Here is a 12,761-nt window from a genome sequence, read left to right on the forward strand (position 1 = left end):
GAGTTATATGCCAAAACAAAGGAAAATAGTCTGGACATCGAAACTATTATTGGTGATGCGGCTTATTCAGGAAAGGACAACATTCAACTAGCTCGCAAAGAAAAGATTCATTTGGTGTCAAAACTGAACCCTTCTGTTTCAAAAGGTTACCGTAAAGAAGAGGATGCCTTTGAATTTAATAAAGACGCAGGGCTATTTGTCTGTCCAGAAGGACACATGGCTGTTCGCAAAGCAAGGACAGGGGAAAAATATCAAAATAAGAATCAAGTTATCATTCATTACTTTGACATTGAGAAATGCAAGAATTGCCTTTCCAAGGAAGGGTGTTATCAGGAGGGGGTAAAGTCTAAAACTTATTCAATAACCATTAAGAGTAACGACCATCTTTTCCAGAAGAAATTTCAGGAAACACCTTATTTCAAAGAAATGGTCAGACATCGCTATAAAATCGAAGCGAAGAATGCCGAACTAAAACAGAGACATGGCTTTGATGTCGCAAGGGAATCAGGTCTTTTCAACATGGAGTTACAGGCAGCCACAAGCATCTTCGTGGTCAATATGAAACGAATTATGACCTTAATAAATACAAAATAACCGAGGAATTCGCTCAAATTAACGAGAGATTCCTCGGTTTTCATTTCTTTAAAAGTAAGAGGCTTACTTTTTCAGTGGGATCCTATGTGGGTGCGTATCGATGGTTATATCCAAAAACTCCAAACGAGATAAAATCACCCCTAAGTATAGACGAAAAGTCATCTATAATCAATATCGAAGTAGTTTAGGCGAAATATTTCATCGCTTGTGTAGTTATAAAGGAGTTGAAATTATCGAGGGTCACTTAATGCCAGACCATGTACATATGTTAGTAAGTATTCCACCAAGGATAAGTGTTTCGAGTTTCATGAGTTATTAAAAGGAAAAAGTGCACTCATGATGTTTGACAAACACGCCAATCTCAAGTATAAGTTTGGGAATCGGCATTTCTGGGTGGAAGGTTATTATGTGAGTACGGTGGGACTCAATGAAGACACAATTAAGAAATATATTCAAGATGAGAGAAATTATCCAGTGGATGATTTCTTCACGAGTATGAAAATTTGAAAACGAGTAAAGCATGATATAGCATTAGATAAATTGAGTGTAAAAGAATATGAGGATCCCTTTAGGGATAGTGGTAAGTAATACTAAAGCCTCTTTGAGAGGCAAGTGACGAGTCAAGAGCAATAAGGCTTGAACAACGTGAAAGCCAGCGTCTTTAGGCGCTGGCTGGTAATTTGGGCTTATAGCCCTGGTACAGACCACCCGTTTGACGGGTGGTCGTGATTGTTCTAACAGGGACAAAAGGGGGCGAGTAAGTAATTTCCCAACTGTTTAACTCAACCTAAAAATCCCCAATCGAAGCGATTGAGGATTAAGCAAATGAATCTTAAACAATACCTTGGGCAATCATAGCGTTTGCTACATTTTCAAAGGCAGCAATGTTAGCTCCTGCAAGGTAGTCTTTATCAAGACCATATGTTTCTGAAGTTGTTTTAGCTGTGTTGAAGATATTTGTCATGATATCTTTGAGACGTCCATCAACTTCTTCACGAGTCCATGAGAGGCGAAGACTGTTTTGGCTCATTTCAAGGGCTGAAACGGCTACACCACCAGCGTTGGCAGCTTTGGCAGGTCCGTAGAAGATACCATTTTCTTTGTAAACTTTGATGGCATCAAGGTCGCTTGGCATGTTGGCACCTTCAGAGACACAGATAACGCCTTGAGCAACCAAGCGTTTAGCTGCTTCACCATTGATTTCGTTTTGAGTTGCACATGGAAGAGCGATATCGTAGTTACCAGCGTAAGTCCATACAGAACCTTCATGATAAGTAGCAGTCGCTTTCTCAGCTGCATACTCAGTCAAACGAGCGCGACGTTTTTCTTTAACATCAACCAAAAGATCGAAGTCTATACCATTTTCATCGATGACATAACCATTTGAGTCAGATACAGAGATAACAGTTGCACCGAGTTCAGTTGCTTTTTGAAGAGCGTACTGAGCTACGTTACCAGAACCTGAAATAACAACTTTCTTACCAGCAAAGCTGTTGCCGTTTGCTTTGAGCATTTCTTCAGTGTAGTAAACCAAACCGTAACCAGTTGCTTCTGGACGAATCAAGCTACCACCAAACCCAAGAGGTTTACCAGTCAAGACACCAGCATCAAATTGGTTAAGACGTTTGTATTGACCGTAAAGGTAACCAATTTCACGTCCACCTACACCGATATCACCAGCAGGTACGTCAAGTGATGGTCCGATGTGTTTTTGCAACTCAGTCATGAAGCTTTGGCAGAAGCGCATCACTTCAGCATCTGTTTTACCTTTAGGATTGAAGTCTGATCCACCTTTACCTCCACCGATAGGAAGTCCAGTCAAGACATTTTTAAAGATTTGTTCAAATCCGAGGAATTTCAAGATCCCTTGGTTTACAGTTGGGTGGAAACGAAGTCCGCCTTTGTATGGCCCAACAGCTGAGTTGAATTGAACACGGTAACCACGGTTTACTTGAACTTTTCCATCACGGTCAATCCAAGGAACACGGAAAGAAATCACGCGCTCAGGCTCAGTAATACGTGCCAAGATATTTTCTTCGATATACTCAGGGTGTTTTTCAAATACAGGTTCTAAAGTGTTGAAAAATTCTTCAACAGCTTGGAGGAATTCAGCCTCGTGCCCGTTACGAGCTTTTACAGTTTCAAACACGCTTTGGATATATTCTTTAGCAGATGTCATATCGTTCTCCTTAAATTCTAATTTAATTATGTGTGTCATTATAGCAGAAATTTTTTTAACTGTAAAGAGAAAAACAAAAATTTTCTAAAAATTCTTTCAATTTGATTTTTGGGATTGTTTAAAATTGGAATTTTTTGAAAGTGGATAAAAAACGAACATTTTTCTTATAAATGACTTTCTTAAAGAGAAAAGCTGAAAATATGGTATAATATTAGCAATAAAAGGAATCTGGAGGATCAGAATCATGGTATCAACGAAAACACAAATTGCTGGTTTTGAGTTTGACAATTGCTTGATGAATGCAGCAGGTGTGACTTGTATGACGATAGCGGAGTTAGAAGGCGTTAAAAACTCAGCGGCAGGAACCTTTGTCACTAAGACAGCGACCTTGGACTTCCGTCAGGGAAATCCTGAGCCACGCTACCAAGATGTTCCACTTGGTTCTATCAACTCTATGGGCTTGCCAAATAATGGTTTAGATTATTATTTGGATTATCTTTTGGATTTGCAGGAAAAAGAGCCAAACCGAACTTTCTTCTTATCTCTAGTCGGCATGTCTCCAGAGGAAACCCATACTATCCTGAAAAAAGTCCAAGAGAGTGATTTTCATGGTTTGACTGAGCTAAACCTATCTTGTCCAAATGTTCCAGGTAAACCTCAGATTGCCTATGATTTTGAGACAACAGATCAGATTTTGGCAGAAGTATTTGCCTACTTCACCAAGCCTCTTGGAATTAAATTGCCACCATATTTTGACATTGTTCACTTTGACCAGGCAGCAGCTATTTTCAACAAGTATCCGCTCAAGTTTGTCAATTGTGTTAACTCTATCGGAAACGGCCTTTATATAGAAGATGAGTCTGTCGTTATTCGTCCTAAAAATGGTTTCGGTGGCATTGGCGGCGAGTATATCAAACCAACCGCTCTAGCCAATGTACATGCCTTCTACCAACGCTTAAATCCTCAAATCCAAATCATCGGAACAGGTGGCGTTCTGACTGGTCGTGATGCCTTTGAACATATCCTCTGTGGAGCAAGTATGGTGCAGGTGGGAACGACCCTTCATAAAGAAGGTGTTGGAGCTTTTGAACGCATTACCAATGAACTGAAGGCAATCATGGCGGAAAAAGGGTATGAGAGTCTAGAAGATTTTCGTGGGAAATTGCGCTATATTGATTAAATTCATTAAAAAATCAGAAGAAAGGAGAGAAGATGCTAGCCATTGAAGAGAGTCAGAAGTTGACTTTATCAAATTTACCGAGCCTGAGCCTTTTTACAGGGACAGATCAGGGCCAGTTTGAAGTGATGAAGAGTCAAGTGTTGAAACAGATTGGTTATGATTCTGCTGACCTTAACTTTGCCTACTTTGATATGAAAGAAGTAGTTTACAAGGATGTGGAACTGGAGTTGGTCAGCCTTCCTTTCTTTGCGGATGAGAAAATCGTGATATTGGATCATTTTGTCGATATCACAACAGCCAAGAAACGCTTTTTGACAGATGATGAGCTCAAGTCGTTTGAGGAATACCTTGACAACCCCTCGCCAACAACCAAGTTGTTAATCTTTGCAGAAGGAAAGCTGGATAGCAAAAGACGATTGGTTAAATTACTTAAGCGTGATGCCAAGGTTTTTGATGCAGTAGAAGCCAAAGAACAAGAACTACGTCAGTATTTTCAAAAGTGGAGTCAGACACAGGGTTTGCAGTTTGCTAATAATTCTTTTGAAAATCTCCTTATCAAATCTAGTTTGCAATTTAGCGAAATCCAGAAAAATCTCCTCTTTTTACAATACTATAAGGAAGACTCTGTTATCGAGGAAGAAGATATTGTCAATGCTATTCCCAAGACCTTACAGGACAATATTTTTGATTTAACTCAGTTTATTCTGACTAAAAAGATGGACCAGGCGCGTGATTTGGTTAGAGACTTGACCTTGCAAGGTGAAGATGAAATCAAGTTGATTGCAGTCATGCTAGGACAATTTCGGACTTTTACTCAGGTGAAGATTTTGGCGGAGTCTGGGCAAACAGAATCTCAGATTGCAAGTAGTCTAGGTAGTTTTCTCGGACGCAACCCCAATCCCTATCAAATCAAGTTTGCGCTGAGGGATTCGCGAGCACTTTCCTTGAGCTTTTTGAAGCAAGCTATTTCTTATTTGATTGAGACAGACTATCAGATTAAAACAGGTCTTTATGAAAAAGGTTTCCTTTTTGAAAAGGCACTCTTACAGATTGCTAGTCAGGTCAATTGACATTTTTTTGAAACTACAACCCGCGTCAACATTATCTTGTCGTGGGTTTCTTGCTGATTTGCTTGTTTTATACTCAATGAAAATCAAAGAGCAAACTAGGAACTAGCCGCAGGTTGCTCAAAGCACTGCTTTGAGGTTGTAGATAAGACTGACGAAGTCAGCTCAAAACACTGTTTTGAGGTTGTGGATAGAACTGACGAAGTCAGTAACCATACGTATGGCAAGGCGACGTTGACGTGGTTTGAATTTAGTATTATTCGAAAGTATGTCAGTGATTTCCTTATCTATAAGCAAAAAACTTGAAAAAAGTGAATGTTTACGTTATCATTTTCATATAGAAAGAAAAAGAGGTATTACAGATGGCTATTATTTTACCAGATCTTCCATATGCATATGACGCTTTGGAACCATACATCGATGCGGAAACAATGCACTTGCACCATGACAAACACCATCAAACTTATGTCAACAATGCTAATGCAGCTCTTGAAAAACACCCTGAAATCGGTGAAAATCTTGAAGCCTTGCTTGCTGATGTAGAATCTATCCCAGCTGATATCCGTCAAGCGCTTATCAACAACGGTGGTGGACACTTGAACCACGCTCTTTTCTGGGAATTGATGACTCCTGAGAAAACAGCTCCTTCTGCAGAACTTGCAGCAGCAATCGATGCAACATTTGGTTCATTTGAAGAATTCCAAGCAGCCTTCACTGCAGCAGCAACAACTCGTTTCGGTTCTGGATGGGCATGGTTGGTTGTCAACAAAGAAGGTAAACTTGAAGTGACTTCAACAGCAAACCAAGATACACCAATCTCAGAAGGTAAAAAACCAATCTTGGGCTTGGACGTTTGGGAACATGCTTACTACGTGAAATACCGCAACGTGCGTCCTGACTACATCAAAGCTTTCTTCTCAGTAATCAACTGGAACAAAGTAGATGAATTGTACGCAGCTGCTAAATAATGATAGTTGGAGGGAAGAATTGTTCTTCTCTTTTTAAGGTTATATTATTTTGGTCTGACAAAATCGTCAGACTTTTTTCATTTTTATGAGAAACGTGCTAACTGCTAGAAATTATGGTAGAATAAAGTATTAAGTAATCGTGGAAAAAGGATATCTATGCGAAAAGAAATTGCACCTGAATTATACAACTATAACAAGTTTCCTGGTCCTGAGTTCCATTTACACGGGGACAAGGTCGAAACGGAAGGGATAGCTTTTTCCTTGGTGGAAAACATCAAGGATGCCTTTGATGTGACGGCTTTTAATCAGCGTTTTTCAGAAGTCTTAACCAAGTTTGATTATATTGTGGGAGACTGGAGCAACGAACAGCTTCGCCTACGCGGTTTTTACAAGGATGACCGAACAGAAGAAAAACTTGAAAAAATCAGTCGTTTACAAGACTACCTTTTAGAGTATTGTAGTTATGGTTGTGCCTATTTTGTTCTAGAAAATGAAGCCCCTAAGCGAGCATCATTTGACAAGAAAATGCGTAAGAAGGAAGAAGAACAGCCTTCTAAAAAAGGAAAGAAACAGGCTCAAACAAAACGAAAACCGAATGCAGATAAGAAAAATAGACGTCGTCAGAAAGACCAGCATTCTCAGAAAGAGGACAAGAGGCAACGTCATTTTGTCATTCGTCAGAAGTGAGTAGAGAATAAGGAGAAGAAATGAAACCGTCAATTTATAGTTTAACACGTCAAACCATGCAGGAATGGGTTTTGGATCAGGGAGAAAAGAAATTCCGTGCAGATCAAATCTGGGAATGGCTTTACCGTAAACGTGTCCAGTCATTTGAAGAGATGACCAACCTTTCCAAGGATTTGATTGCTAAGCTTAATGACCAGTTTGTGGTCAATCCCTTGAAACAACGTATTGTTCAAGAGTCTGCTGATGGTACTGTCAAATATCTCTTTGAGTTGCCTGATGGTATGCTGATTGAGACAGTACTCATGCGTCAGCACTACGGTTTGTCAGTCTGCGTAACGACTCAGGTCGGCTGTAATATCGGTTGTACCTTCTGTGCCTCTGGTTTGATTAAGAAGCAACGTGACCTTAATAACGGTGAAATCGTAGCGCAAATCATGCTGGTTCAGAAATACTTTGATGAGCGTGGTCAGGATGAACGCGTCAGTCATATCGTTGTCATGGGAATCGGTGAACCCTTTGATAACTACAACAATGTCTTGAATTTCGTTCGTACTATCAATGATGACAAGGGGATGGCAATCGGTGCTCGTCACATCACGGTTTCAACCTCAGGTTTGGCCCATAAAATTCGTGATTTTGCTAATGAAGGGGTTCAGGTCAATCTTGCGGTTTCCCTTCACGCACCTAACAATGAATTGCGCTCAAGCATCATGAAGATTAACCGTGCCTTTCCGATTGAAAAACTCTTCGCCGCTATCGAGTACTATATCGAAACAACCAATCGCCGTGTGACCTTTGAGTATATCATGCTCAATGAAGTCAATGATGGTGTAGAACAAGCCTTGGAATTGTCTGAATTGCTCAAGAATATCAAGAAATTGTCTTATGTAAACTTGATTCCTTATAACCCAGTTAGTGAGCATGACCAATATAGCCGTAGTCCTAAAGAGCGCGTCCTGGCCTTCTATGATACGCTTAAGAAAAAAGGGGTTAACTGTGTTGTTCGTCAAGAGCATGGTACTGATATTGATGCAGCTTGTGGACAATTGCGTTCTAATACAATGAAACGCGACCGCCAGAAAGCAGTTGCAGCAGTAAATCCTTAATGATGAGGAAGACTTATAATCATGTTTTGGTCTGGGGAGTCATTTTCTATAGCATTTGCATTGTCTATTTTTGCTTTACTCCTCAAGAACAATCTCCCGTGGGAGTGGAAACTCCAGGTATTCAGCATCTTGGACGCCTGGTTTTTCTTTTGACTCCTTTCAATTCTCTTTGGAAACTGGGCGAAGTGAGTGATATGGGACAATTATGTTGGATTTTTCTACAAAATATCCTCAATGTCTTCTTGCTTTTTCCTTTGGTGTTTCAACTCCTTTATCTCCTTCCAAACTTGCGTAAGACAAGAAAAGTGCTCTTTTTCAGTTTTCTTCTAAGCCTAGGAATTGAGTGTACGCAGTTAGTCTTAGATTTTTTCTTTGATTTTAATCGCGTCTTTGAGATTGATGATTTGTGGACCAATACCTTGGGTAGCTATCTGGCTTGGCTCCTCTATAAACGATTACATAAAAACAAGATAAGGAATTAAAATGAGTATTTTAGAAGTTAAAAATCTGAGTCACGGTTTTGGTGACCGTGCAATTTTTGAAGATGTGTCCTTCCGTCTCCTCAAGGGAGAACATATCGGTCTGGTTGGTGCCAATGGTGAAGGAAAATCAACCTTTATGAGCATCGTGACTGGCAAAATGCTGCCAGATGAAGGGAAGGTTGAGTGGTCCAAATATGTGACAGCAGGTTACTTGGATCAGCACTCTGTCCTTGCTGAAGGGCAGTCGGTACGTGATGTTCTCCGTACAGCCTTTGATGAGCTGTTTAAAGCAGAAGTCCGAATCAATGACCTCTATACGGAAATGGCTGAAGACGGTGCGGATGTTGATGCTCTTATGGAAGAAGTTGGCGAACTTCAAGACCGTTTAGAGAGTCGTGATTTCTATACCTTGGATGCTAAGATTGACGAAGTAGCGCGTGCCCTCGGTGTCATGGACTTTGGCATGGATACAGATGTAACCTCTTTGTCAGGTGGACAAAGAACCAAGGTGCTTTTGGCTAAACTCCTCCTTGAAAAGCCTGATATCTTGCTGCTGGACGAGCCGACCAACTACTTGGATGCTGAGCATATTGATTGGCTCAAGCGCTATCTCCAAAACTATGAGAATGCCTTTGTCCTTATTTCACACGATATTCCATTCCTAAATGACGTTATCAATATTGTCTACCATGTGGAAAATCAACAGCTGACGCGTTATTCTGGTGACTACTACCAGTTCCAAGAAGTCTATGCTATGAAGAAATCTCAGCTAGAGGCAGCCTACGAACGTCAGCAGAAAGAGATTGCCGACCTTAAAGATTTTGTCGCACGAAACAAAGCGCGTGTTGCAACACGAAACATGGCCATGTCTCGCCAAAAGAAATTGGATAAGATGGATATTATCGAACTGCAAAGTGAGAAACCAAAACCATCCTTTGATTTCAAACCAGCTCGTACGCCAGGCCGCTTTATCTTCCAAGCCAAGGATTTGCAGATTGGTTATGACCGTCCACTTACAAAGCCCTTAAACCTAACCTTTGAACGTAATCAAAAGGTTGCTATTATCGGGGCAAATGGTATCGGGAAAACAACTCTCTTGAAGTCTCTCTTGGGAATTATTCCACCAATCGCTGGGGAAGTGGAACGCGGTGACTACCTAGAACTCGGTTACTTTGAACAAGAAGTAGAAGGTGGTAATCGTCAAACACCACTAGAGGCTGTCTGGAATGCCTTTCCAGCCCTCAACCAAGCAGAAGTTCGTGCAGCCCTTGCCCGTTGTGGCCTGACAACCAAGCATATCGAAAGCCAGATTCAGGTCTTGTCAGGTGGGGAACAAGCCAAGGTGCGTTTCTGTCTCTTGATGAATCGTGAAAACAACGTTTTAGTGCTGGACGAGCCGACCAACCACTTGGATGTGGATGCCAAGGATGAACTCAAACGTGCTCTCAAAGAATACAAGGGATCTATCCTTATGGTCTGCCACGAGCCAGACTTTTATGAAGGCTGGATGGACCAAATCTGGGATTTTAATAATCTAACTTAAAAATGAGGACAAAAGAAATACAGTACCGAATGTGGGTACTGTATTTTTTGGTTTTTAAGATTTAATACTCTTCGAAAATCAAATTCAAACCTCGTCAACGTTGCCTTGCCGTACTCAAGTACAGCCTGCGGCTAGTTTCCTAGTTTGCTCTTTGATTTTCATTGAGTATAAAATCATAGTCTTTCAGAACTTCGATGCTATCGATAGTAATAGCAGTCGTTGGCTTGTCTTTTTCATCTTTTTCGGCTTTGGCAATTTTATCTACAACATCCATACCGTCAATCACTTGACCAAAGACTGGGTGTTTGCCATCTAGACTAGGGTTTCCCCCTTCTTTATAGGCTTCGATGATTTTCTTTGGATACTTGCTTGTAGGGAGTTTAGCAGAGGTATCTGTAGAGTTTTGGTTGATGAAGAACTGGCTGCCATTGGTGTTTGGTTGACCAGTATTAGCCATAGAAAGAGCACCACGGATGTTATAGAGATAAGGAGTAATCTCGTTTTTGAAACCAGTTCCCTTGTCTTTTGTCTTATCCTTGTCATGCCAGATAGACTGACCACCTGTACCGTCTCCCTTTGGATCTCCAGTTTGAACCATGAAGCCATCTATGACACGGTGGAAGGTAATGCCGTTATAGTAGCCTTCTTTGGCATGAGTGAGGAAGTTTTCAACCGCTAAAGGAGCGAGTTTAGGGAAGAGCTTAATGCGAATATCACCTTGGCTTGTGTGGAGAATTACTTCTGCTTCATCTTCAGCAACTTCCTTAGAAAGTTGCGGGAAATTGGCGTTTTCATTTGTCAAAGCATCATTTAACTCCTTGGCAGATTGGGCAGCTGCTTTGGAGCTTTCCTCAGCGGCCAAGCTAGAATCTACATAGTCATCACCACGCAAACTACGTTGGATGTTGCTACATCCAGCTAGGGCTACAGTGGATAGTAAAAGAAGGGTTGCTAGTTTTTTCATTCTGTTCCTCTCAAAAATTTATTTCTACCATTGTACCCTAAAAGGAAGGGGATTTCAAATATTAGTGACAGGGTGATTCTACTGAAAACCGACCAGAGAACTGATTTCCTAAAAATTCTTCTTTGGATGACGGTCGATAATGCCTGGTATTGTTCCAGTATTTCCTCTCCCTTTGGAGTCAATTTGTAGCCACGAATCGAAAAGTTACTTGCCAATTCCTCTTCTGAAAAGTTGTTATGAAGGGCTTAGTCAAGAACTGCAGACTTCATCTTAGACAGTCCTGTAATTTCCTTGCTTTTGAGAATACTCTTTTTCATGGTAGCATTGAGATGGTCAAGTGAATCAAAAGTTGTTTCAATAACAGCATAACCTTTTTCCACCAGAGTTTTTAGATGCTTAGGGGCATCAATGCCATAAATATACTCAAAGTATTTAGGAAACCAGGTTTCGGTGGTAAAAGTACCAAAGTTGATTCTCCATAGTAGAATGATAGCACCTGCAAGCAAATCATCTGCTAATAAGTCCATATTTCGTTCAGGTGAGATGAAGGGTTTGACTTGATGGTCTTTATAAAATGTTTCTAAAATAGTATTCACGGATAGCTTCTTTCAAACATTTATTTCCTACTTCTAACAAATTTCTAAATGGTTTAAGAATTTTATAGTCTGTCAAGTTTTTTTCTTGACACCTGCCAGAAATCTGCTATAATAGAACATGTGCTAAATAGCTCAGCTATTTCACCGAAATAAAAAATAAGAAAAGAGACTTTAAAAATGGCAGTTAAAATCCGTTTGACTCGTATGGGTTCTAAGAAAAAACCTTTCTACCGTATCAACGTAGCAGATTCACGTTCACCACGTGACGGACGTTTCATCGAAACAGTTGGAACTTACAACCCACTTGTTGCTGAAAACCAAGTAACTTTGAAAGAAGACCGCGTTCTTGCATGGTTAGCTGATGGAGCTCAACCTTCAGATACAGTTCGCAACATCCTTTCAAAAGAAGGCGTATTGAAGAAATTCCACGATTCTAAATTCTCAAAATAAGTTTAAAGTAGGTTGACAGATGGATACGATTGAAAATCTCATTATTGCGATTGTGAAACCCTTGATTTCACAACCAGATGCCTTAACTATCAAGATTGAAGATACACCAGAATTTTTGGAATATCATTTGGATCTTGATCAAAGCGATGTGGGTCGTGTAATCGGTCGTAAGGGTCGCACTATTTCTGCGATAAGAACGATTGTCTACTCTGTCCCAACTGAAGACAAAAAAGTAAGAATCGTTATTGACGAAAAATAAGAAGGGCGGGACGAATGTCTCGCTTTTTTGCAAGGAGAAAGAATGAGAGATTTAACAGTTAGACAACTAGAGGAATATTTACTTGACCATTACCGACAATCTAGAACAGAAGAAGGGCTTTTTATTAAGCTAGTAGAAGAAGTCGGAGAAGTAGCTGAGGTTTTGAATGGTCGTTCTGGTAGAAAAGAGGGCGTTCAGGATTCTAACGAGGAACTAGCAAAAGAACTGGCTGATGTCATTCACTACACCGTCGCAATCGCAGCCATCAACCATATTGATCTTACCAAGACTATCTTTGAGAAAGATAAAACTGCTGCTATTAAGTACCAACATGAACGAGATTTGGAAGGATTTTTGAAGGGGAACCTCTAAGACGATAAGAAATCAATTTTTGACTAATAAAGAAGGTATTAGTAAATATAAGAAAGATAAAGCAATGAAACTGGCAGTTTATATTATCAAAGTAAGGAATTTCCAAGAGGTAGACAAGCTAGAACTTGTGAGACAAGAACGAGAAAAGCAGATCAGACTTGCTGAATCCTTTTCAGGCAATGCACTAGATAAACGCTGATAGCAGGAATAAAATACTAATCCTAGAAATAGCATCTAGGGTTCTACTATGCTACAATGGAAAGACAGTCTCAAAGAAGTCTAGTCAATCAATCTTGAGAATAGCTATTTTTAAA

The 12,761-nt window shown here is 40.2% G+C and carries 14 protein-coding genes and 2 pseudogenes; 13 read left to right on the forward strand and 3 right to left on the reverse strand.

Translation table 11 applies throughout. The features are described from left to right. Both GEZ84_RS03080 and tnpA read left to right on the forward strand, forming a co-directional pair. Positions 1–594 (forward strand): transposase (locus tag GEZ84_RS03080; protein ID WP_153223446.1); only part of this gene is annotated, 594 nt, incomplete at its 5' end. Positions 595–694: 100 nt separating this feature from the next. Further along, positions 695–1,101, forward strand: a pseudogene (gene tnpA, locus GEZ84_RS03085) (IS200/IS605 family transposase). Between the two features lie 325 nt (positions 1,102–1,426). On the opposite strand, the gene gdhA reads toward tnpA, so the two are convergent. After that, on the reverse strand, positions 1,427–2,773 hold the full coding sequence (gene gdhA, locus GEZ84_RS03090) for an NADP-specific glutamate dehydrogenase (protein ID WP_153223447.1): 1,347 nt from the start codon (positions 2,771–2,773) through the stop codon (positions 1,427–1,429). Positions 2,774–3,017: 244 nt separating this feature from the next. Here gdhA and GEZ84_RS03095 point away from each other — a divergent pair, with 244 nt between their 5' ends. The 7 genes from GEZ84_RS03095 (at position 3,018) to GEZ84_RS03125 (ending at position 9,806) form a co-directional block, all read left to right on the forward strand. Then, on the forward strand, positions 3,018–3,953 hold the full coding sequence (locus GEZ84_RS03095; RefSeq protein WP_153223448.1) for a dihydroorotate oxidase: 936 nt from the start codon (positions 3,018–3,020) through the stop codon (positions 3,951–3,953). A gap of 32 nt (positions 3,954–3,985) precedes the next feature. Further along, positions 3,986–5,023: a DNA polymerase III subunit delta gene (gene holA / locus GEZ84_RS03100; protein WP_153223449.1), complete on the forward strand. Its 1,038-nt coding sequence runs from the start codon at positions 3,986–3,988 to the stop codon at positions 5,021–5,023. A gap of 359 nt (positions 5,024–5,382) precedes the next feature. After that, positions 5,383–5,988: a superoxide dismutase SodA gene (gene sodA, locus GEZ84_RS03105; protein ID WP_140833659.1), complete on the forward strand. Its 606-nt coding sequence runs from the start codon at positions 5,383–5,385 to the stop codon at positions 5,986–5,988. A gap of 156 nt (positions 5,989–6,144) precedes the next feature. Continuing rightward, positions 6,145–6,675 (forward strand): YutD family protein, encoded by a 531-nt coding sequence (locus tag GEZ84_RS03110; RefSeq protein ID WP_153223450.1) that lies wholly within the window; start codon positions 6,145–6,147, stop codon positions 6,673–6,675. 20 nt (positions 6,676–6,695) lie between these two features. Continuing rightward, a complete protein-coding gene (gene rlmN / locus GEZ84_RS03115; RefSeq protein WP_153223451.1) occupies positions 6,696–7,781 on the forward strand; it encodes a 23S rRNA (adenine(2503)-C(2))-methyltransferase RlmN in 1,086 nt (361 codons plus the stop codon). Further along, complete coding sequence (locus tag GEZ84_RS03120) at positions 7,781–8,263, forward strand: VanZ family protein (protein WP_153223452.1); 483 nt, start codon at positions 7,781–7,783, stop codon at positions 8,261–8,263. The genes rlmN and GEZ84_RS03120 overlap by 1 nt, the downstream gene beginning before the upstream one ends. 1 nt (position 8,264) lies before the next feature. Next, a complete protein-coding gene (locus GEZ84_RS03125; RefSeq protein ID WP_153223453.1) occupies positions 8,265–9,806 on the forward strand; it encodes an ABC-F family ATP-binding cassette domain-containing protein in 1,542 nt (513 codons plus the stop codon). Between the two features lie 139 nt (positions 9,807–9,945). Here the strand turns inward: GEZ84_RS03125 and GEZ84_RS03130 are convergent, their stop codons facing one another. Beyond that, complete coding sequence (locus GEZ84_RS03130; protein ID WP_153223454.1) at positions 9,946–10,770, reverse strand: peptidylprolyl isomerase; 825 nt, start codon at positions 10,768–10,770, stop codon at positions 9,946–9,948. Between the two features lie 108 nt (positions 10,771–10,878). Further along, positions 10,879–11,366, reverse strand: a pseudogene (locus GEZ84_RS03135) (hypothetical protein). A gap of 177 nt (positions 11,367–11,543) precedes the next feature. On the opposite strand from GEZ84_RS03135, the gene rpsP reads away from it, so the two are divergent. The 4 genes from rpsP to GEZ84_RS03155 are packed head-to-tail and all read left to right on the forward strand — an operon-like array spanning position 11,544 to position 12,646. Next, positions 11,544–11,816: a 30S ribosomal protein S16 gene (gene rpsP, locus GEZ84_RS03140; protein WP_000268760.1), complete on the forward strand. Its 273-nt coding sequence runs from the start codon at positions 11,544–11,546 to the stop codon at positions 11,814–11,816. 19 nt (positions 11,817–11,835) lie between these two features. Then, positions 11,836–12,075, forward strand: a complete 240-nt coding sequence (kphA, locus tag GEZ84_RS03145; RefSeq protein WP_000379617.1) for an RNA-binding protein KphA — start codon at positions 11,836–11,838, stop codon at positions 12,073–12,075. Between the two features lie 42 nt (positions 12,076–12,117). Beyond that, positions 12,118–12,447: a MazG nucleotide pyrophosphohydrolase domain-containing protein gene (locus GEZ84_RS03150; RefSeq protein ID WP_153223455.1), complete on the forward strand. Its 330-nt coding sequence runs from the start codon at positions 12,118–12,120 to the stop codon at positions 12,445–12,447. A gap of 19 nt (positions 12,448–12,466) precedes the next feature. After that, entirely contained in the window at positions 12,467–12,646 is a 180-nt protein-coding gene (locus GEZ84_RS03155) for a hypothetical protein (protein WP_153223456.1), read from the forward strand. Positions 12,647–12,761 lie beyond the last annotated feature (115 nt).

Source organism: Streptococcus mitis (assembly GCF_009496155.1).
GTDB classification, from domain to species: Bacteria; Bacillota; Bacilli; order Lactobacillales; family Streptococcaceae; genus Streptococcus; species Streptococcus mitis_BQ.

Bases quoted from the DNA above. Each gene is read 5' to 3' on its own strand.
- holA (WP_153223449.1), top strand. From the start codon at position 3,986: ATGCTAGCCATTGAAGAGAGTCAGAAGTTGACTTTATCAAATTTACCG.
- GEZ84_RS03130 (WP_153223454.1), bottom strand. From the start codon at position 10,770: ATGAAAAAACTAGCAACCCTTCTTTTACTATCCACTGTAGCCCTAGCT.
- kphA (WP_000379617.1), top strand. From the start codon at position 11,836: ATGGATACGATTGAAAATCTCATTATTGCGATTGTGAAACCCTTGATT.
- sodA (WP_140833659.1), top strand. From the start codon at position 5,383: ATGGCTATTATTTTACCAGATCTTCCATATGCATATGACGCTTTGGAA.
- rlmN (WP_153223451.1), top strand. From the start codon at position 6,696: ATGAAACCGTCAATTTATAGTTTAACACGTCAAACCATGCAGGAATGG.
- GEZ84_RS03095 (WP_153223448.1), top strand. From the start codon at position 3,018: ATGGTATCAACGAAAACACAAATTGCTGGTTTTGAGTTTGACAATTGC.
- GEZ84_RS03110 (WP_153223450.1), top strand. From the start codon at position 6,145: ATGCGAAAAGAAATTGCACCTGAATTATACAACTATAACAAGTTTCCT.
- GEZ84_RS03125 (WP_153223453.1), top strand. From the start codon at position 8,265: ATGAGTATTTTAGAAGTTAAAAATCTGAGTCACGGTTTTGGTGACCGT.
- GEZ84_RS03120 (WP_153223452.1), top strand. From the start codon at position 7,781: ATGATGAGGAAGACTTATAATCATGTTTTGGTCTGGGGAGTCATTTTC.
- gdhA (WP_153223447.1), bottom strand. From the start codon at position 2,773: ATGACATCTGCTAAAGAATATATCCAAAGCGTGTTTGAAACTGTAAAA.
- rpsP (WP_000268760.1), top strand. From the start codon at position 11,544: ATGGCAGTTAAAATCCGTTTGACTCGTATGGGTTCTAAGAAAAAACCT.
- GEZ84_RS03150 (WP_153223455.1), top strand. From the start codon at position 12,118: ATGAGAGATTTAACAGTTAGACAACTAGAGGAATATTTACTTGACCAT.